Annotated in this window: 14 protein-coding genes and 1 tRNA gene; 3 read left to right on the forward strand and 12 right to left on the reverse strand. The window is 44.0% G+C overall.

Going from position 1 to position 20,898, the window contains the following annotated elements; all coding sequences use genetic code 11:
* Positions 1-96 precede the first annotated feature (96 nt).
* The 5 genes from FRZ06_15610 to FRZ06_15630 form a co-directional block, all read right to left on the reverse strand.
* Positions 97-3,015: a UPF0182 family protein gene (locus FRZ06_15610; protein QOX65968.1), complete on the reverse strand. Its 2,919-nt coding sequence runs from the start codon at positions 3,013-3,015 to the stop codon at positions 97-99.
* A 193-nt stretch (positions 3,016-3,208) separates the two neighbouring features.
* Positions 3,209-4,864 (reverse strand): phosphoenolpyruvate carboxykinase (ATP), encoded by a 1,656-nt coding sequence (locus FRZ06_15615; GenBank protein ID QOX64668.1) that lies wholly within the window; start codon positions 4,862-4,864, stop codon positions 3,209-3,211.
* A 29-nt stretch (positions 4,865-4,893) separates the two neighbouring features.
* Entirely contained in the window at positions 4,894-7,137 is a 2,244-nt protein-coding gene (locus FRZ06_15620) for a hypothetical protein (GenBank protein ID QOX64669.1), read from the reverse strand.
* Between the two features lie 15 nt (positions 7,138-7,152).
* A complete protein-coding gene (locus FRZ06_15625; protein ID QOX64670.1) occupies positions 7,153-7,578 on the reverse strand; it encodes a hypothetical protein in 426 nt (141 codons plus the stop codon).
* Between the two features lie 309 nt (positions 7,579-7,887).
* On the reverse strand, positions 7,888-8,085 hold the full coding sequence (locus FRZ06_15630) for a hypothetical protein (GenBank protein QOX64671.1): 198 nt from the start codon (positions 8,083-8,085) through the stop codon (positions 7,888-7,890).
* Between the two features lie 270 nt (positions 8,086-8,355).
* On the opposite strand from FRZ06_15630, the gene FRZ06_15635 reads away from it, so the two are divergent.
* A complete protein-coding gene (locus FRZ06_15635) occupies positions 8,356-9,738 on the forward strand; it encodes a radical SAM protein (protein ID QOX65969.1) in 1,383 nt (460 codons plus the stop codon).
* A 224-nt stretch (positions 9,739-9,962) separates the two neighbouring features.
* A tRNA-Lys gene (locus FRZ06_15640) sits at positions 9,963-10,038 on the forward strand.
* A 787-nt stretch (positions 10,039-10,825) separates the two neighbouring features.
* Here the strand turns inward: FRZ06_15640 and FRZ06_15645 are convergent.
* The 5 genes from FRZ06_15645 to FRZ06_15665 form a co-directional block, all read right to left on the reverse strand.
* Complete coding sequence (locus FRZ06_15645; GenBank protein ID QOX64672.1) at positions 10,826-12,472, reverse strand: hypothetical protein; 1,647 nt, start codon at positions 12,470-12,472, stop codon at positions 10,826-10,828.
* A 230-nt stretch (positions 12,473-12,702) separates the two neighbouring features.
* Complete coding sequence (locus FRZ06_15650) at positions 12,703-14,046, reverse strand: APC family permease (GenBank protein ID QOX64673.1); 1,344 nt, start codon at positions 14,044-14,046, stop codon at positions 12,703-12,705.
* A 79-nt stretch (positions 14,047-14,125) separates the two neighbouring features.
* Positions 14,126-15,025, reverse strand: a complete 900-nt coding sequence (locus tag FRZ06_15655) for a carbon-nitrogen hydrolase family protein (protein QOX64674.1) — start codon at positions 15,023-15,025, stop codon at positions 14,126-14,128.
* Between the two features lie 167 nt (positions 15,026-15,192).
* Positions 15,193-16,659 (reverse strand): sodium:solute symporter family protein, encoded by a 1,467-nt coding sequence (locus tag FRZ06_15660; GenBank protein ID QOX64675.1) that lies wholly within the window; start codon positions 16,657-16,659, stop codon positions 15,193-15,195.
* Between the two features lie 159 nt (positions 16,660-16,818).
* Entirely contained in the window at positions 16,819-17,013 is a 195-nt protein-coding gene (locus FRZ06_15665; protein ID QOX64676.1) for a helix-turn-helix domain-containing protein, read from the reverse strand.
* A 209-nt stretch (positions 17,014-17,222) separates the two neighbouring features.
* Here FRZ06_15665 and FRZ06_15670 point away from each other — a divergent pair, with 209 nt between their 5' ends.
* Positions 17,223-17,882 carry an S-layer homology domain-containing protein gene (locus tag FRZ06_15670; protein QOX64677.1) on the forward strand — a complete coding sequence of 220 codons (660 nt, stop codon included), beginning with the start codon at positions 17,223-17,225 and terminating at the stop codon, positions 17,880-17,882.
* A gap of 90 nt (positions 17,883-17,972) precedes the next feature.
* Here FRZ06_15670 and FRZ06_15675 read toward each other — a convergent pair whose 3' ends face one another.
* Together FRZ06_15675 and FRZ06_15680 are read right to left on the reverse strand one after the other, a co-directional pair.
* Positions 17,973-19,127: a YibE/F family protein gene (locus FRZ06_15675; protein ID QOX64678.1), complete on the reverse strand. Its 1,155-nt coding sequence runs from the start codon at positions 19,125-19,127 to the stop codon at positions 17,973-17,975.
* An 83-nt stretch (positions 19,128-19,210) separates the two neighbouring features.
* Complete coding sequence (locus FRZ06_15680) at positions 19,211-20,728, reverse strand: alkaline phosphatase (GenBank protein ID QOX64679.1); 1,518 nt, start codon at positions 20,726-20,728, stop codon at positions 19,211-19,213.
* Positions 20,729-20,898: the final 170 nt, after the last annotated feature.

Raw genomic sequence — 20,898 nt, forward strand, 5'->3', positions numbered from 1 at the left:
TTGCAAAATTTGACACCCAAATAAAACAGAGCCTGCCCGCTCTCCCTTAATTACAAGGGAGATCCGGAGCAAGCTCTGATAAAAGTTCGCTTTCCGTTACTGCTCGTCGGTCGGGATCTGCTGATCCAGATCGTTTGTCTCCTGAGGCATCAGCTGATTGAGGTAATCCTTTAACTGGTTCAAATACTGTCCATAAGAGGACCAGTCACCGTTCTGCTGTGCTCTCGTGGCATTTTCAAAGGCTTCATTTGCAAGACGAATTAACTCATCCGAAGTATGGGCACCACCTGGCTGCTCTTGCGGCTCCTCTCCAGGAGCTGCAGGGGTTCCGGTTCCCGCTCCGAAGAGAGAATCCAGCGCCGCACCCAAGGTCGGCTCATACGCAATCCTGCCTCCGTAAGCTACGATAACTCTCTTAACCTCAGGCAGGCTGCCTGTGTTTGAAGCCTCCAGATAAACAGGTTCCACATATACCAGTGAGTTTTCTATTGGTATTATGAATAGATTTCCTCTGATATAGGTTGATCCTGACGAATTCCAAAGGGAAAACTCCTTTGAGATTTCAGGACTCTGGTCAATCTGGGATTCTATCTGCATCGGTCCGTCTACGAAGCTGTCCTTTGGCATCTGATAAAGAACCAGTTGTCCGTAATGGGGCCCGTCGTTTCTTGCCACCAATAGCCCTGTCATGTTGCGCTTGCCGGAAGGCGTATATGGTATGGAGTTAATAAACTCAACATCGCTTTCTCCGGGCAGCTTCATGACGTAGTAGTTTGGAGTCATCTGAACTTCTTCGGTTCCAAATATTTCATTGGAAATATCCCATAAGTCCTCTCCCTGATAGAATACCTTTACATCATTCATGTGATATCTCTTATAGACATTCGCCTGAATGTTAAACATGGCATTGGGATACCTTATATGCGCCTTGAGGGACTCCGGCATCTCTTCGAAGTTTTTGAACAGCTTCGGATAGATCTTGGCATAGGTGGCAGCAATAGGATCCTCATCGTTTACCAGATAGTAGCTTGTATCGCCGTTGTACGCATCAACCACGACCTTGACCGAGTTTCTGATGTAATTCATGTTGCTGCGCATCAGATCATAGGGTTCCGAATACGGATAGTAGCTGCTTGTTGTGTACGCATCGATGATCCAATATAGCTTTCCATCAACGGTCACAATATACGGATCCGCATCGTACTGCAGGAAAGGCATGATTTTCTGTGCTCTCTCCATAATATTTCGATTGATAATAATTCTGGATTCATTTGTGATATTGGTGGACACCAGCAGCTTCAGACTCTGTTCCTTGATTGCAAATAAGGCTCTGTTGAGAAAGCTCAGCTTAATCCCAGCATCCCCTTGATAAGTGGTGTAGACATTATCCTCTTCTTCACCTCTGCTTGGATAGTCAAATTCTTCTTCATTCGTTTTGACCAGAATATAGTTTCCGGTCAGTTCTCCAAAATAGATTTCAGGTCTTGTTATATCGATTTCTTCAACATCTGATACTGGCGGAATGCTGTCTATAAGCATATCCGGCTGTCCGCTTGCCGTTACTTTATCTACTCTGGAAAGTGTAATACCATATCCATGGGTATATTTTAGATGTTTATTAAGCCATTCCTGTCGAATCTTTGTTTCATCAATTTCTCTGGCAGAAAGGAAGGTCTGGGTATATTCTCCGTTAATCATGTATCGATCCACATCGACACCGTCGAACGAATAGTAAGGTCGAATACTCTGCGTCTGGTTGTAGAATTTTTTTGCAGGCTCATAATCGTTGATTCGAATGTTCTGAATCGTACCCATATTATTGGCGATATCCTGCTTTGTCAAGCTATTGGTCGCCGGGAAGTTTTTGATGGTTACGCCCTGCAAGTCATAAGCGTATTGGGTAAAGGTGATATTGTTCTGCAGATATTGACTCTCTTTATTGATTTCGTCGGGAGAAACCACAAGATTCTGCACCCCGATGGCCGCACCGGTTCCAATTGCTCCCAAAATAATCATAATGATAGGAACAGTAAACACCATCTTGTATTTTTTACGTTTGATGCCCAAGGCAAAGAAGATCGCTGCCAAAATAGATAATACGATCATCGCTCGGTATACCCAAAGAGTTACGTTGATATCTGTAAATCCGGCTCCGTAAAGTACACCCGTGTGTGAATACAACAAATCATACTGCCTTAGGAAGAAGTTGGCTCCAACCATCAGGAAGAAAATAACACCAAGCACCGTCAGCTGATTGGATGCGATGTGCAGCAGCTCTTTTAGATTTTCATTGTTGAGCTTGCTAGAGGAGTTTTTGCTGCTATTCCCAAAGGGACTCTGTCCTCCCCCTCCGAAACCCTGGCCTCCGTTAAAACTCTGCCCGAATTTGCCAAAGGCCTCACCGAACAGTCCATTAAAAGCATTCCCAAAATTATTGTTATTGCGATAGCTCTGGCCGTCCTCACCATATTCGCTGTAATTTGTCTGAGCATTGGCTTGCTGGTCGAATATTTTCGGTCTTCTCATGGATAGAAGAATAAAATAATAGATCAGAGTCAGTGCTGCAAAGGCAAGTACGATACCGATGGCAATCTGATTCAGTTGGGTGATGAACTCTAATCTGAAAATATAGAAGGATACGTCGAGACCAAAAATAGGATCTTTGACACCGAACGATGAGCTGTTAAAGTACTTTAGAATTTGAAACCACAGCCCAGTAACAGTGGTGATGGTCACGAGTACGCCAAAGGCGGCCCCAAGGCCAAGGGATATCCTGTTCAGTGTTTTTTCGCTTACAGCAGGAGCATCCACTGTATCAACCCTTTTATAATAGCCTCTTTTTAGTACCCTTAAATAGAAATAAGTCAGTACCATGATGATCAAGAAGGATGGTATTCCAATTTCAAGCTGTGTAATCAGCTGTTTGAAGAATACGCTAGTATAGCCAAGCTCCTTAAACCAAAGGTAATCGGTTGCGAAATTGACCAAACCTCCGAAGCCTGCAGCTACCACCATTAAAATCACGATGATAACGCCTAGTCCTAGTCTTGTCTTTTTCAAATTAATGTTCCCCCTTCTTTCTTTCTTTAGAATGACAGCGCCAGTCCCCTGATTTTAAAGGGGCCTGGCACATGCGGTTTCAGCCCGTAGTGAATATTTCCCTATAGCTGAACCACTCGTTTTTTGAATATTTTAATTTATTTACCCACTATCTATGCCCCTCAATCAACTTGGCAATGGCTGCCTTCGCTTCCTCAGGCAGGTAGTCCCTTCCGCCTTTATAATCGTATAAGGAGTTTAGATAGTTGATTCTGTTGCTCATTCCCCTGACGAGCAGATCCACGTAGTCCTTATCTTTGAAATCCGGAACAAAACCCTCTATCTCTATGGTCTTTATATCCGTCATGCTTCCGAAGGCCTTAAATTCAGCCGTTTCATCTACAATGCTTTCGATGATTCCTATGGTAACTTCCTTAGGAATTTTCTTTTCAAGAAAATGACCCGTATTGATTATGTAACACTGGACACCTCTTTCCTCAAACAAGGCTTTGAATTTTTCATAGTCCTCCGAAAGAGGATAGGTTCTGAATGGGTTGGCATAAGGTTCAAAGACCAGAGCATCCTTATCGACTCCATCTGCTATCTTTTCTGCTGTGGTACGCTTTGTAGCCAGCACCGCCCCCATTACCGAGGCGAGGATGGGATTTTCAAGCTTTACCACAGGAGGCAGAGAGGGATCTTTCATGAGCCAAACGATGGAATTGATGGATTCATCCATTTTATCCACACGATTGGCAGCCCAGAGCTTTGACTTAATTGCTCTGCCATTTCCATTTCGGATGTCTTCTGTCACAATCACGAGTTTGCCTTCTGCATCTATGGTTGCCCCACAGTTTTGCACCGTGATCAGAAACTTGTTGTCCGGCGAGGTCAGCGGATAATCCTGTGTCTTATCAAAGTAGGATGGCTCCAGTGCCACCGCCTGCCCATTTTCAGAGGAGATTACGTAGGCATCATCATGAAGCACGGTAACGTCATATTTTCCGTCGTGCTTCGCATGGGTCAGCGTCGATTTTCCTGAACCGGAAAGTCCGAAAACGCCCATGACATGTTTTTTGCCGTCTTTTCTGACCATCCGTTTCAGGCCTCCATGGCAGGATGCATATCCGCATCTGCTTGCGATGCCCCATGCGATGGTCAAAGTTCCCTTTTTGTGTTCTCCGAAGTACCGCAGTCCGAGCAGGGCTGCGCAATTATGCTCCGGATCGAAGTAGGCGATACCGTTTGGATATCTAGGGTCTTTCCAGTCTGGGTCTGACAGGATATAGATATCCGGCTCGGTTCCGAGGACTGCGGATTTTGCATACATCTCGTCATACGTCGAATTGAGGTATTGGAAGTTTAAGAGCCAGTTATAAAGCGTGTTCTCGTAGGTTTCCGGCACCAGCAGGTTGGCTCGTACCATGAAATCCCTGTCCAGCCCAATATAGGACTGGGTGTGCAGCATCCTTTTGTACCTGGTTCCATATACAGCCTCTCTTAGAATTGCCGCATAGTCTGCTTCATTTACCCCTTTTTCTCCGAGAATGATTCTTGCTCCCGCAAATCTCCCTACGGTTTCTCCGTCATTGAACAAAAGAACTTTTGCTCCTTCGGGCAAACCGATTGTTTCAGGTTCGAATACAGGCATATCTGTGATAATGGTTCCTGCGGAGTTTGCTGCCATTTCGTATGCCTTGGACAGATCGAAGATCTTTTCCACGTTGTTGCCATAAAACGCGGTCTCGATTGTTGTCCTTGAGGCTGAATACGCAACGTTTCCCGCGGCGATCCTGCTTCTTTCGAACCTTGAATTTGTTGCCATTTTAACATCTCCTTCATGCTCTTGTTTTGTTATTTGAATTTAAAATAGTTAACAATATTCAAGTTTCCATCCACCGGTTCAAGGTAATATATCCAGTTGTATTTTTTCGCTGTTGTTACTCCTTTTTCTGTTATTTCTATCTCTTCATGCACCCATACGTAGAATCCGTCCGACCCTTGACGAATTTCTCCGATCTCCAGTACGTTGAAGGCCTCTTTGATCTTTTTTACTTTCGAAAATCCTATCGCATTTTTATATGCCGCACTATCCTTTTTCATCAAGCTCAGCACGGCTTTATTTCCATCATTCACATAATCGATCCACTGGGAATCAAAAGCGATAATGGTGCCCACTATCGATTGATCATAATAAACGGTTTGCCCGTCTTTCTCCATCCAGATGTTGTTTTCAATGGGCTTCGATTTATTCAGGTCAGCAATTCCATAATCCTTGCCGCTGTCAAATACCAGCGCATCGTTATTAATGACCTTCTGGATATTGCTGTTTTTGTGAAGCTGTGTTGCCACCAAGGCGGCTTTGTCTGCCATTGGTACCGGGTCTGCCTTTGGCACCTCCGGAACAACAGGCTTTTCCACATCGGGTTGGTTTTCCTCCCCTTCTTTTACTTCACCGTTTTGTTCATTATCCTGATTGGAATCATTCCCTGAAATAAGTCCGTTTATTCCGTCAACCCAACCCGACACTATATTTATGATTTTTGTCTGGGTTTCGTCAATGATTCGAGTAGCTTCGCTTCCTGGAGCAAAGAAACGAATGGACAGGATTGCAATTTCAAAAACCAGAATAATTGCGATAATAATTAAAACAATCTGCCCCGCTCGGTGTTTCCTTCTGCTGCTGCGGTTCTCTTCATCCATAACTCCCCAGCCTGCACCGAATACTGTTTTTTCCTCCTGATGGGGCTGCGCTCCAGTCTCAGTTGAACCCCACAGCTCCGGTGTCTCCTGCTCAGACTCCGCTTGCTCCGATTTTAATGGCTTAGTTTCCACTTGTTGTGGTTCGGCCTGTTCTGGTTCCAATGGCTCAGTTTCAGCTTGTTCAGGTTTTAGTGGTTCTGTTCCCTCTTGTTGCAGTTCCGCCTGCCCTATTGCAGTCTGATCTGTTTCCGCAGTCTTTCCCGCCGCTGCCGTTTTTTCACTTTCAGCAGTTGGAATTTTCCCGAACAGCGCCTCCAATTTGGAAGCCCCTCCATCTTCATCAGAAGCGTTCTCATGGGTCATCTTTTGCAGTGCTTCCGCAAGTTCTTCCCCACTCTTTTCCGCCAAATCCTCGTCCGTAGTCTCTATCTGAAGCTGCCCCGGTTCTTCTTGAGGCTTCTCTCCGGATAGTCTTTGATTCAATTCGGCTGTGAGCGTCTCCTCTTCCGGTTTCGCATCGCCCAGCTTTTTTATGATGAATTCATTATCCTTGATCAAACCATCGCCGAAGTAATCAGCACGAGCTTTTGCCATTTCCGTATGGGGTACTGCGGCCTGCGGAATTTCTGTATTCAGAGCTTCTGGATGCGGTGCTGCGACCTGCGAGGCTTCTGTCTGCGCGCTTTCATAATTCTGATCCGAGATGCTTTCCACAGAGGAAACCTTGCTCTCTTCTGAGATTTTCGCTTTTTCATCGTTCTGCGCCCGGTTCTCTTCCTTCGCGTTCTCCGAATCGAGTGAATAAGGGTTCCGTTTCAGTTTTTCGTATTCCTTGTCGAGCAGCTTTTGGAATTCTTCATTTTTTTTGCTGAAGGTAAAGAATCGTTCAATATTTGTTTCCTTGACCCGATAAGATTCATCCCTAATCTCCCGGAACAATTCTTCTTCCAGAAAGGCAGCCGCAGCTTCCTTTTGCTCAGGCTTGCTGTAATCCTCTAGATTCCAGTTGAACACAGCCTCTTCTGTCTTTTTGGTTTTTGCAAAATCATGTACATTCCATTGAAACTCATTTGAGGAAATCACCCTTCGTGTATCCGTATTTTCTCGAAGTTCCTCATTTTGTCTTTGCTTCTCAAGCTCTTGATCAGAGATAAACCCTTTAAGTTCCTCTTTTCCTCCAGCCGGAGCGTCAGTTTTGTCCTCCACCAGATAAAAACGGTTATGGTGTGGCTCCTCTTCGTAGGGAGGATTGAAAACTACTTCTTCTGTTATTTCTGCTTTCCTTTCAATCGTTTCTGGGGATTCTGCAGGTTTCTCACTATCTATTCTTGTCCCGCATATTTTACAGAAGCGATCGGTACCGTTCAGCTGAGCGCCGCACATTCTACAATACATAACTCGATCCTCCGTTTATTCTCTGATTTGCATCTCTAATTCCGCTTCAGTATATACCTTGCCGCTTTTTCCAACGGCAGTCGATCCGTCATCCCATAAAGCGGTTTTCTGCTTCTGCCTAATCGGTTCGGCATCCGGTGCCAGCGCGGTCTCCGTTATGGGAACTTCCGCATCAGTAGTTTCCAGCAAAGCAACTGTGCTCTGCGTAACCTTTTCTTCCACATTTTTCAGTCGGTTCTCAATATTTTTCAGAGTATTGAGTTGAACTTCCGTTTTCCAATACCACAACCTCGCTTTTCTCAGCGCGAGCCAAAGAATTGCAACCAAAAGAAGAAACACTGCTGCTATTATGAGCACTGCTTCCCACAACGATATAGAGGGTAGGCCCGTCGGGCCAAACCACTCAGCAATTCGGTCTGAAAATATACTGTTGTTTTCCATATTGAGTACCTTTGTCAACTTTAATTTGCGTTATTTCTTTTTTCACCAAAGCCACATTGCGCCCTTTGGTGAAAAAGGCAAAGTTGCTTGTCAATAGATGGAACTATTATAATACAAAAAGTTAGGAATATCAATGAGAACAACGTAAAAAGAGCGGGTATACATAATACCCACCCTATTATTTAAAGAGAGATTTCATGAATAACCAAATCATCACTTCCGATCTGATGAATGGTTATATAATAACCTTGTCATCAATTCCGCTTTAGATGATCAGCTATTTTACAAAATTACCAACTCAGGTCCGAACTAATAGTCCGAATTGGTCATATTAATCCTCTTTTTGTTCCCACTATAATCTGTGACATCTCTCATATCACCCTGATTCTTGAATTCTCTTAAATCGCCTTGATTTTTAGTGGAATCAACTGATGAATTTCCTGTGCAGTTTCTGACCGATCCGTCTTTGTCCGTACCGCACGACGAATTGTTCATTTTACTTTTCATTGTTCATCCCTCCTTGTTTCTTATTTTGTTCAGATGCTTTCGAACTATTACCGGTAATTATAGGAATTTTTTTTCTTGCTTTTCCGTATAAATTATTGACCGGAGTTTCTGTTTTTGACAATTTGTAACATTAGTGCAATGTTATTTTAGTAGTACGAGATATAATTATTGCAGAAACATGTGTCTTATGGAAATGCGGATTTAGCAAATGGTGGTTTTCCGATCGAATACGTGCCTGGAATGAGTCAGCGTTTCCTTAGTAAGAAGGAGATGATTGTTTTGGGTAAAACGAAAGAAATGATTGAAGCCTATGGTCTAAGAAAGGCGATTGCTTATCTTGACTCCAGCCCAGACGAGAATATTCCAAAGGTGATCGATTGGATCGAGAAATTTGATATCAGCCACGAATACGCCACACCATGCAGGCTAGCCAAGGAAGCCCTTAGTGATCCATGCAGCAATTGGAACATACTGATGAAAAGCCTTTATACCGATATTGATGACGGTGTGAGAAAAACAATTTTCGAAAATTTTATCGTAAATTCTTTGATCCTGCGATACCGCAAAAAAAAGGAGCTGGAAAACAAGTACAATTGTAATATTCCATGGACCCTTTTGCTTGATCCCACCTCTGCCTGCAATCTTCACTGCACAGGCTGTTGGGCTGCAGAATATGGCGACAAGCTCTCCATGAGCTACGATCAGCTGGATGATATTATCAGACAGGCAAAAGAGCTGGGGATGCATATGTTCATCTTCACCGGCGGCGAGCCGCTCGTGCGGAAAAAGGACATTATCCGTCTTTGCGAGAAGCACAGTGATGCCGTGTTTTCTGCTTTTACTAACGGAACCCTCATCGATGAGGACTTTGCTGATGAAATGCTCCGAGTCAAAAACTTTATCCCTGCAATCAGCGTTGAAGGCTTTGAAGAAGAGACAGATCTTAGGCGGGGCAAGGGTACTTATCAAGCCGTCATTAAGGCCATGGATTTGCTGAAGTCCAAACGGCTTCCCTTTGGCTTTTCCACCTGCTATCACAGAAAAAACGCCGAGGTGATTGGAAGCGAAGCCTATATTGACGAAATGATTGCACGAGGCTGCAAGTTCGCTTGGCTCTTTACCTATATTCCCGTTGGAAAGGATGCTGCAGAAGACCTCATTGCAACTGCTGAGCAGCGTGAATTTCTCTATCATCAAATCCGGAAATTCAGAAAGAGCAAGCCGCTTTTCACCATGGATTTCTGGAATGACGGTGAATATGTCAAGGGCTGCATTGCCGGAGGCCGCTGCTATCTACACATCAATGCAGCGGGTGATATTGAGCCCTGCGCGTTTATTCATTATGCAAATTCCAACATTAAAAAACAGTCGCTGCTTGAAGCACTTCAATCCCCGCTCTTTATGCAATACCGAAAGAATCAACCGTTCAGCGACAATTATCTGCGCCCATGCCCACTCCTTGACAATCCGGAAAAACTCGCTTCCATGGTGCATACTTCAGGCGCTTACTCCACCGATCTACAGCACCCGGAAGACGTGGATGAACTCTGCGGACGCTGCAGAGAAGTAGCCGCCGCCTGGAAAACCAGAGCCGATGACCTTTGGTATGAAAACCACGCAGCCAATGATGAACCACTGGCCAGCAACCAATAAATTGACATTTTTACCGGCAGATGATAGGGCAGAATAGAGATGATAATCTCTATTCTGCCCTATTTTTTTTCATTATTTTTCTTTATTGCTTGCCAAAAAGTTTTTTAAAATTTTGGTTGACAAGCTATCCTTCTGCTGTTACACTATAAAAGTGCCAAAACACAAGAGACAATCTTGGTTTTTAAAATAGGCCCGCCGGCTCTTAGCCGGGCGGCAGCCAATGTGCATCATTAGCTCAGTTGGTAGAGCACCTGACTCTTAATCAGGGTGTCCGCGGTTCGAGCCCGCGATGGTGTACCAGTAACAAAAAAACATCTTATCGTAAGGTAGGATGTTTTTTTTGTTATTTCTTCAAGGATCTGGCGGGCGAGAACTGCGGACGCGGGGGGCGTGGGGGAAGAATTCTCCCACATAGAGCTTGCCTTTATCAAGTTGGCTGGGCAAGCGGAACACCGCTTCGGGGGTGACAGACAAGGAAAGCCATGCTCCAGACACCCTGATTAAGAGTCAGGGTGTCCTGTGATTTTCATTGGTGAAGCATGGCGGCTTGTCGCCAAGAGGGGGCAGCGCCCCCTTGGAAAGTGCGTCAGCACTTTGTCCGCGGTTCGAGCCCGCGATGGTGTACCAGTAACAAAAAACATCTTATCGTAAGATAGGATGTTTTTTGTTATTGATCTGGCGGGCGAGAACCAGAAACGGCGCGAACGTGGTGAGGCCTTTCGAATAGCGAGCAATACGACTATCCTAAATTTGTATTTTTTGTAAAAAGTAGTGATTTTTTTCGTAGTTATGCTACAGTAAATTAGGTGCTATCTGAGACACGGTAGGCGGTTAGCCCCCGCAAGGGGGGGGGTGATGCGTATGTCAACAGCTGAGACTATAGCCTTTATGGCTTTTATTCTGCAAGTTGTGTTCATTACATACACGATCACAAAAAAGAAATAAACCGCCTTGCCTGAGAAACATGCGGTTTATTTAAACAGCTAATTTTCGGGCCAACCGTTTACCGATAGCACCTCTTTGTATTTATATTAGCACTTAAAAATTATTATGTCAAATTTTATAAGCAACATCAACAATGCAGACCTTACCCCCGATACTGCCTCAGCCGATAGAAATTATACCGATCCTTCTCAAACAAAGCACCGGCAAGGATAACAATTACAGGCACAATCAAAGAAAGAATACTGCCCACAAACCAGCCGTTCTCCCTGAAAAGCCAGGTGCCAAAACCGGCAACAAGTCCCAAAACGATGGAAACCAGTGCAACCCGTCCATTCATCTTATCATAGTACATCCCGCCGATTAGCGCACCACACGGGGCCGCAAAGAAAATACCGCAAAAGGTATCGATCTGCAGCAGCGGGATTCCCTCCAGCGCAATTGCAATAGCGGCACACAAGAAGCCAAGACAAACAATAATAATGCGTCCAAACCGGATTTTCTCCCGTGTATTCGCATCTCGTTTGATCTTGCTCTTATAATAATCCACCGTAAAAAGTGCCTGCAATCCAACGAGACACTTGGCACTGGCGCCAGTTCCGATGATAAAGATCAGCATAGCAAATACCATCTCATATTTTGCATTACTAAAGTGGCTCATAAAATAGAGCGGCCAGTCAGAGGTTGAAGAAGCCACTTCCACTCCCATGCTGAGAGATAGAGAACCGTGACCGAATATTACTGCACTGATGAGTGGAATGGGCATCCAAAGAATAAAAATGCCAAAGATCAGACCCCAGACCATGTTTTTCGTACTGGAACCAGATAGCGACATGGAGTACCAGCCCTGATCCAAGAAAATTTGCCCAGTGGCGACCACTAACGCAATAATTCCGTATTTAAACCCCTGAATGGAATTGACTCGCAGCATCTCTCCTGGATCTGCCCGGTCCGGTGCATATGCCTTTTGCTTCAACACTTCGTAGATTTGATTCAAGTCCAGCTTATCCAGCACAACCCAGATGATCAAAAGAAATAGTATATTAATAAGAACAAACTGCAAAATGCTATTATAGACAGCCCCTCGAATCCCTGCCATGGAAATATACACCGTTACAATCATAATCGTGAGAAAGACAGTCACCTTGAACGGAATCTGAAAAACACCCTCAAATACCATTCCAACGCCTACGGCCTGTTCAATCAAAACAAACATTGCCACGACAGAAGCAAAAACAAAGTAGATATCCTTAAGTAAAGGATTGTACCGCTCCCCAATAAATTCAGTGACCGTCATCGCCTCCGGCATGAGCCTTCGCAGTCTCACTACAAATGGGATAAACAAAAGGAACGGTAGATTAGCCCATAGCGTATAATTAATCCCGCCAGAAATACCGTATTGCATCGCGGCTTCGGCTGAACCGATAATACTGGTTGTCCAAGTCCAGGAGACAAACAGCGCCGCTGATAGATAACCAAAGGGCAGAGCTCTACCCGCCAGGACAAAACCTTCCAGGGTATGATGAGAATACCTCTGATTCGCAGTATGGGCAATGGCAATAAAGAGGATACCAAAACCAAATAGAATCCCGTATCCGATTAGTGAAGCAGATGTCATTGATGCTTGGGACCTCCTCCCACCAGTCGTTTCTTTACGAAATACCTGATCATGGAACAGCAGACGAAGATGATTCCTGCAACTAGCCAGATCACTGTGAAATAGAATAACAATCGATAAAAATGCAGCGAAACCATAGGCGTCTCCTTTCTGTTTTTTACCATTATAACGCATCCGCACTAAATTTTCTTCGTTTCTTTTTCTCTGTCTTTACCAACGAGAATCATACGCTAGGTTTGCCCCAGGTATTTTTTAAGTGAAATCCATTTCTTCGAATAAAATCACCAGCCCCAAAGGTCAGTTATCGTTCTGACAATCGGGGCTGTTTTCTTTCTTATTCTATCTTGCTGATTCTATTTTATCGAAATTTTAGCACATTCCGACTCGTCGCAGCAAGGCTTTCTCTATTCATCGATGGCCATATCCGGAGGAGCCACTTTAAAGCCTTTCGTCAGATAAACCAAGTAGACCAAACCAATAGCAGCCCAGCTGCCTCCTAGAATCAAAGCAGCTTTGTCAAGATGCACCAGCAGATAAAGATCTGCAAGAGCACCCAGCAACGGAAGGAGGAAAAACAGGATGGCCTCTCCCGCAGAACGTCTCCGCTCCTTGATAAAGTAATGTGCGATTACCGATACATTTACAAAAGTGAACGCTGAAAAAGCACCAAAGTTGATAAAAGAGGTTGAAGTAGTGACGCTGAGTTTTAAAGCTAACAAAGCGATAACCCCTGTGATAACCACGCTGGTAACAGGCGTATTGAACCTGCTGTTCAGCACACCGAAGATTTTCTTAGGAAGGACGCCGTCCCGGCCCATTGCGTACATCAGACGAGCACCACTGGCCTGAGCTGAGATACCGGAAGCAAATTGCGCAATAATCATTCCTAGCAAAAAGATTGTTCCGAATACCGCAGGCGCCACTTCCTTTGCAATCTCAAATGCAGCATTGCCCGCATCCGCATACTCATAGCTGGGATGAGAAAGATGGGTAAAGTAGGTTACCGCGATAAAGATCACGCCTCCGATGATCGTTGTGAGCATGATTGCTCTTGGGATGGTCTTCAGCGGATCTACAGCCTCTTCAACAAAGGTGGAAACCGCATCAAACCCAAGGAAAGAATAACATGCAATTGCCGCTCCGGCTACAACAAAGTTAAAAGAGACATCGGGGTTGTAAAACGGACTCATCGACAGCAGAGTTCCTTCGCCAGCACCGTTCATTACTGCCTTGACGGTAAAAATAACGAAGGCCAGGATTACCATAAGCTGTATTACCACCATGGTGACATTAACGTTAGCTCCGATTTTCACACCGATGATATTGATGATGGTCGTGACAATGATAAAGAACAAAACCCACACCCAAGGCGGAATGCTTGGAATCGCAGCATTAAAGAAGGATGCCCCAATGAGCCAGATTGCCATGGGTATAAATATGTAATCAAGCAGGATCGCCCAGCCGATCATAAAACCAAAATTGGGGTTGATGGCTTTTCTGGTGTAGGTGTAAGCCGAACCTGCAACGGGAAATGCCTTTACCATGTGGCAATAACTTAAGGCAGTAAATAGCATGGCAACTACCGCGGTGAGATAGGCTCCGGCTTCCACACCATGGGTCGTTGTTGAGATGACCCCATAAATACCGTAGACAATCATCGGTGTCAAATAAGCCAATCCGAATAACGTCAAATGATACAGCTTCAGCGTGCGGCGAAAGCCCTGCCCGCTTTGAATTCTTTCTTCCATGAAGAGTTCCTCCTTAAAAAAATAATTCATAGAGAACCGTTGATTTTTCCAGGCGCGCACTTTTCAAATCATTGATTTCTCAGATAAATTTTTTATAGAGCTCCGGTCTGTAATCCGGCTCTGCTGCTGCCCCCGTGTCATCCATCAGACGCCTTTTTGCCAGTGACAGATCGATGGTTGCAAGATAGACGCCTTCCTGAACATTATTCTTATCTCCTGCGTAATAGGCCACATCCGTTTCAAAGAACGGTGTAATCTTAGGCCCTATCACAGCACTTCCACCCCCAAAATAGCTGGTATCGTCATAGCCGGTCAAATTTGCACTTGCAACAAAAATCGTATTGCAAAGGACACCGTACTCAAGCGTTGGCCCGTAATAATTCAAAAAGGCCTGCCGGCTCCCTTCTTTGGGGATTTCTTCAATGACTGCAGTGGGATTCAGGTAGAGCCTTGAACCCTTTGAGACATAGTATCTCATCAGTTCCGGGAATTGATAGGTATCGTAGCAGATTCCAATAGAAATGGGCCCCCATGGGGTATCAAACAGGAATGGTGTGTCACCTTTGACAAAATATTTGTTTTCCGAATCAAAGGGATGAATTTTTCGGTAAGAACCGATGACGCCCTTCGGACCTACCGCAATGGCGGAATTATAAATAAGCTTTGCGCTGTCTTCCAGCTTTTCTGCCATTCCAAACACGATATAGATTCCGTATTTTTCTGCCACCTCAACAATGCTTGTACAAGCTGGTCCCTCTATGGTTTCCGCCATAGCAAGCTTCTCACTCAACTCAATTTTTTCGCTTACAAAATAATCGTATCCGGTAAGGCACAATTCAGGAAACACGACCAGGTCTGCTCCGCGCTTTGCTGCTGCAATGGAAAATTCCACGATCCTTTTCAGGTTGTTTTTCTTGTTGCCGGCATCGGGTTTGAAGTTTACGACGGCAGCGTTCATAACGTCTCTTTGATAATTCATTTTTATCACCTTTTATAATAATTTATATAAATTTATTTCATTATGCATTAATAGATTTATCGAGTCAAGCAAATTTTTCGAAAATTGTGGAAATTCAAAAAAAGAAATAAGCCATACTGATTCAACCAGATGGCTTGCGATTCCTATATAGACTTGAGACGCACTGATTAGGGGATATTCTTAACCCCCTTGAAATTCGGTGACCAGTAGTAAGTTTGCTCCACTTCTTCCCCAAGCGGTTTCTGTGTCACCAGGCTGACCCCAAAGCTGCAGATAAGATTGATTCCGATCCCGACCCAGATAGGATGCATACCAAAGGGGCTTCCCAGCAGCATCCAGAGCAAAGAGGAAAACCCGCCAGCTGCCATTCCCGTAAGGACTCCTTCTGTGTTCATTCTCTTGGAAAACCAAGCAAACAAATACGGAATCAGCAAAATGGAAGTGCTCAGCACAAGTCCCGTGATCCAAAGGTTGATCACATTTAGAATGCTGATGGCAAAGGTGAACCCCATACCTCCAGCAATCAGAACAAAAAAACGGTTCCAGAATATCAGTTCCCTGTCACTTGCATCGGGATTCAAGAATCCTTTTACGATATCTCTAGAAAAGGTCAGCCCTGAGGCTAAAAGGAAGGAATCCGCCGACGAGGTCACCGCAGCCAGTAAGCATACGATGACAAACGCCCCCAGATACGGGGAGAACATCTGCGTGATCATTTGGAAAGTAGCTAGCTCTGATGAGACATCCCTTGGAATCGTTACCCTTTGAAAAATGCCAACATAGGCAGGAATCAGCAGCCAGAGCATGGCAGCACACAACGGTGTTAAATATCCCCAAAAGGCCACTTTATCACTCTTGCAGGAATTCAGCTTCTGCCAGTCCCCTTGATCACCGATGAGGAAAAACAATCCAATGGTTAAGACGTAGATGCCCATCTGACTCCACCAATTAGTGCTGTCCAGCAAATACAGATACTCCGTATGGTCAATGGACTCAAAATATTGGCTTGCCCGGGTCCATCCCCCGCTTAATTTCAGGCTCTGGACGAAAAGCAAAATCAGGCCCGCAGCTTGCATCACCCCTTGCAGAATATCGGTTCCCACGATCCCCCATAGTCCGCTGAGTGCCGTATAGCACGTTATGGTGATGAAAATCAACAAAATGGCAAGCTTTCGATCAATACCAAAAACATAGACTACTAAAAAAGAAATGGCACTGAACTGCATCCCGATGACCGTTACATTCCTGATTAAAATTGCAATCGCAGTGGGAATCCTGACCGCCTCATGATATTTGGGAAATCGTAGTGCCATCATGTCCCCGATGCTGTATTGACGCAATTTACGGATTCTTGTGATAAATAAAAAGGCAAAAGGAAACCCGATTAGGTACGGAATGCTCAGCACCCAATAATTACTTAGCCCGCTGAGATAAGAAAGTCCTACGAGACCGATGATGCTTCCCCCGCCGACCCACGTCCCTAAATATGTCATAATGATATAAGCAAAGGTCAGCGACCGGCCGCACAGATTGTATTCCTCATAGGAATGTACTGCTTTTCTTATAAAAAAGTAGCTGATGCTAAATAGTGCAGCTATATATATGATTGAGAAATTTATGGACCAAAAGTGCATACTTGCTCACCCTTCTATCGAAGTTAACTGCTGTTAGGAAATGATACTTTCTACTATGTAAAACTGATATTTTTACTGTATAAACGGAATGCTGTCGCCAGGGCGACAGCATTGTCTTCTTTAATATTGGTTTTCCTACGGAATTTAATTTCTCAAAGGTTATTTGTCCTGCTCAACAGCCTTAACCTTATTGCTATTGACCCATTCTATCACATCGTTTTGATCAAATCGAACATTTTTACCCAGCTTGATGAAGGGAAGTCCTTTTTTCTGTAGATTATAAATGGTCATTTTCGTTACCTGCAGCATCTCCGCAACCTGCTCGATTGTAAGAAATTTTACTTCAGATGACATATATATATCCTCCTATACGGCAATTTATATTAATTTATATTTTATTATATTGTCTTTTGTTGAGTATTTCAAGTACATTTATTTTATGAAAATAATCGTTACGCCAGATAACACACCGCTATTTTTTTCTAAATAATTCCAAAATTATTCTTTGGGAACTTTCCCCCCGGCACCATCGTCAAAGAATTAAACTGTTGGAGGTGACAAAAATGAAATTAAAAACAAAAGTGATTACTTTAACCACTGCGATGGTGGTATCTATGACAGGCCAGTGTTTTGCTGCGGCAATTCCCTTTACTGATATCAACAATATTACATCCAAGGACAAGATTGTTGAATTATACGACAAGGGGGTTTTAAAGGGGAACGGCAACGGAACGTTCAACCCAAGCGGAATCATCACTGCCGCACAAGGCGTGCAAATGATCGTTGATGCCTTTGACATCAGTCTTGCCAGCATCAGCTTCATCAAGGCTCCGCAGGCAACAGACTTTTTCAAGAATGCCAAGGATGATGCATGGTGCGCAGACGCTTTGATCAGAGCAGGCGCAAACAACATCGGCTTGCCCGCTGACCTAGATCCCAATGCACCGTGGACAAAAGAAGATTTTACTTATTATCTGATTACTGCAATGGAAGCTCATTATAACATGCCTATGATCAATATGATGTATATTGAGACAGCTGACGAAGCGGATCTCACGATTGAATATCAGGGCGCGATCCAAAGAAGCATGAAATACAACATTACAGCACTGGATCAGGCTCGGAAATTCCATCCGAAAAAGCAGCTTACCAGGGCAGAAGCTGCTGAAATGATTTTCAACGGACGCGCACTCGTTCAGGAAATGAAGCTGGAAGTAAAATAGAATATTGTTAAAACAAGATAAGGAAAAAGCCTGTAGCCCAGGCTTTTTTCTGCTTTTGGTTTTTATACATAAGCTTTCTCAAGAAGCATCTTATAAACTCTGCGTCTCTTTCTCTCTCACATCAAATAGAAATCCACAGATAATTGAGGTCAAAGGAGATACCAGGACCAAGCCCAGACAGCCAACAAAAGTATGAAGCAGTTCGGCAGATATTGCTTTGGAGGTTAAGATGTTTGTCAGCGGAGTTCCCTGGGCCATGAAAACCATCATTACGGAAATATAGCTGCCCATGTATGCAAGGAGTAAGGTTGTGGTCTGTGTTCCCACCACTGCTTTTCCGATAGTAAGGCCTGATTTGATCAGACTGGCTCTCGTAATTGCCGAATTGTTCTTTGCAATTTCATCCAGTGCCGCAGAAATATCAATGGCAAGATCCATGATTGCTCCCGAGCAGGCCAAATAGATCCCCGCCTGAAAAATTCCGGTCAGATTTAATGACATAAATCCCGCATATAACAAGGATTCGGACCACTGCATCACGGTACCGTCTATATGGAAGTAATCGGTAAAAATCACCGCCACTACTGCTGTGATCAAAGAACATACGCTAGCGCTGATCATTGCCGCATAGGCTTTTTTCGTAAATCCTGCAACCAGTAGAAGTGTTGTGATTGTGAGGAGGTTGCCGACAATGAGACCTATGAGCAATGGATCGTATCCTTTTAGCATGAGCGGGATCAATAATTTCCAGATGCTTAATATTGCAAAGATAAAGGACAAAAGAGTGCGAATCCCTGTAAGTCCTGAAAAAGCCACTAGCACCAAAGCGAAAATTCCAACCAATACGAGCTCTTTATGAATACGGTAGTAATCGATCATGTTGGCGTATATAATTTTGCCCTCCTGATTAAATTCCAGCAGAACCCAGGCCTTGTCCCCCTGCTTAAATACCTTGTCGAATTCGTATTTCCCCACAAAAAGGTTAACCCCTTCTATCTCCTCACCTTTATGCGGTCCAGTTTCAATTCTCAGCAGGCAGTTTTGTTCTCCCTGCGTTACCATTCCGGTCTTATACATGCTCGCGTTATTCACTGAAAGAACCTGCGCCTTTACCCCTTCCGAATTGACGTAGATTTGTTTTTCAAAACCCGTGGGCAGCGCGGCAAAAAACACAATAAAGACGAGAAACACCAGAATAAAAATGATTTCTTCTTGATTCTTATTTATCGTATCTTTCAAAATCATCACCCTCATGGAAGCTTAAATAAGTTTAATCAGGCTGGAGTATTCCCAGCCTGATGCGATATGGTTTGTACGAATTTTTAAGCTTACTTTGTTTTGATCCTTGTTAAATCAGCCAATTTGTAAAAGATATCAGTGTTATCATAAGAACCATTGAATTGGCTTGCTCCTACACCTGTTGCAAATACACCTACCGGTACGCCCGTATGCGCATAAGAGGTCCAGCCTACACCTGCTTTATTGTTTATGATGTGTGTGATGGAGACGGATAGTGGGTCATAGGTTCCGTAAAGAAGTGTATTTTCTTCATTTTTAGTCTTTACTGATTTCATGGATTCTGTAAATCCATCCTTTAGCTTTTTGTATTCACCTGCCGTCATTTCCATAGGATTATCTTTTATGGCATCGCTGGGGGCAAGTAATCCGAACTGCTCTGTAATCACCGGCATAACCTCTTCAAAAGTCAAGCCGTCAGCATCGTTTTTCTTCATTTTTCCAATGAGCTCATCAAAGGCAACATACGACATTTTCTGGTTTCCAAGGATATCAAATGCGGTATCATAACCGGTTGCTGCATATCCAATACTCATTCCGCCTGTTTCGTGGTCAGCAGTTACGATGATCAGAGTTTCATCAGGATGTTTTTTGCCGAATTCAATTGCCACCTGGATTGCATCTTCGAAAGCAAGCACATCTGAAATTACTGACTTTGCATCGTTTGCATGTGCTGCCCAGTCAATTTTCCCAGATTCGGTCATTAAGAAGAAACCATTTTTATTGTCGAGCACATCAATACCCTTTTTTACAAAATCCGCTAGCTGTAAGTCACCTTCTGCCGTATCGAGCGCATAGGGCATCGCACCGCTGTCCTGAAGTTTTGGACTTACCGCATAAACCTTACCCGAATCCTTATTCAGAGCTAATATTTCTTCATTGCTGTCTGCAATCTTATACCCCTTCTCCTCTAATATTTCGTATGCGCTTCTCTTATCCTTCTCTTTTCCCGTTGCTTCGTTAATGGATCCACCACCGAAATAATCGAACCCAGAATCTGCCATCTGCAGTGCAATATCGTAATAACTGTTTCTTGATTGTACGTGCGAATAATAGGAAGCCGGTGTTGCGTGGTTGATTGTTACATTGGAAACGACTCCGATTTTCATATTCTTCTGCTGCTTCAGAAGCTCTGTAATTGTGGGGGCTACAGTGGTCTTATCAACCTTCAGCCCAATGGTTCCGCTGTGAGTTTTCACACCGCTTGCCAGTGATGTGGCGGTAGAAGCAGAATCCGGGCAGAAAGAGGTAGAATCTTGAGTGGTAGCGACTCCAGCTGCGGGAAACTGAGTAAAATTCAGTTTTTCTGGGGCAACCTCCCCATAGTTGTTATTTCCCTCGTATACCTGCGCGGAATTGATTTGGGAAAATCCCATACCGTCTCCGATAAACATGAAGATGTACTTCGGAGCGCTATTAGAATGAATTGCAGAATTGAGTTTGGCAGAAACTTTTTGTGAATTGTCCTGCAGCGCACTAACAGAGGATACCCCTGCAAGGGACATTACCAGCAGCGCCAGACATAACAGATAGGTTAACTTTCTTTTCATCGTTCTTGTTTCCTCCTTTTAATCATTCACACTTTTTATTCATTTCACTTGAACAAAATACAACCTGGGCTCCGTTATCAATTCTGATATTCCTTACAGAGTCCCTTTATTATTCCTAATATCAAGTTATAGGTAAATATTAGCAGTCTAATGTAAAATTAAAATTAGAG

It is taken from the genome of Clostridiales bacterium (genome assembly GCA_015243575.1).
Classification (GTDB): Bacteria; Bacillota; Clostridia; order Peptostreptococcales; family Anaerovoracaceae; genus Anoxybacterium; species Anoxybacterium hadale.

Coding starts and splice junctions, on each gene's coding strand:
- FRZ06_15610 (QOX65968.1), bottom strand. CDS start 3,015: ATGGTGGTAGCTGCAGGCTTCGGAGGTTTGGTCAATTTCGCAACCGAT.
- FRZ06_15615 (QOX64668.1), bottom strand. CDS start 4,864: ATGGCAACAAATTCAAGGTTCGAAAGAAGCAGGATCGCCGCGGGAAAC.
- FRZ06_15620 (QOX64669.1), bottom strand. CDS start 7,137: ATGTATTGTAGAATGTGCGGCGCTCAGCTGAACGGTACCGATCGCTTC.
- FRZ06_15625 (QOX64670.1), bottom strand. CDS start 7,578: ATGGAAAACAACAGTATATTTTCAGACCGAATTGCTGAGTGGTTTGGC.
- FRZ06_15630 (QOX64671.1), bottom strand. CDS start 8,085: ATGAAAAGTAAAATGAACAATTCGTCGTGCGGTACGGACAAAGACGGA.
- FRZ06_15635 (QOX65969.1), top strand. CDS start 8,356: ATGATTGTTTTGGGTAAAACGAAAGAAATGATTGAAGCCTATGGTCTA.
- FRZ06_15645 (QOX64672.1), bottom strand. CDS start 12,472: ATGCGTTATAATGGTAAAAAACAGAAAGGAGACGCCTATGGTTTCGCT.
- FRZ06_15650 (QOX64673.1), bottom strand. CDS start 14,046: ATGGAAGAAAGAATTCAAAGCGGGCAGGGCTTTCGCCGCACGCTGAAG.
- FRZ06_15655 (QOX64674.1), bottom strand. CDS start 15,025: ATGAATTATCAAAGAGACGTTATGAACGCTGCCGTCGTAAACTTCAAA.
- FRZ06_15660 (QOX64675.1), bottom strand. CDS start 16,659: ATGCACTTTTGGTCCATAAATTTCTCAATCATATATATAGCTGCACTA.
- FRZ06_15665 (QOX64676.1), bottom strand. CDS start 17,013: ATGTCATCTGAAGTAAAATTTCTTACAATCGAGCAGGTTGCGGAGATG.
- FRZ06_15670 (QOX64677.1), top strand. CDS start 17,223: ATGAAATTAAAAACAAAAGTGATTACTTTAACCACTGCGATGGTGGTA.
- FRZ06_15675 (QOX64678.1), bottom strand. CDS start 19,127: ATGATTTTGAAAGATACGATAAATAAGAATCAAGAAGAAATCATTTTT.
- FRZ06_15680 (QOX64679.1), bottom strand. CDS start 20,728: ATGAAAAGAAAGTTAACCTATCTGTTATGTCTGGCGCTGCTGGTAATG.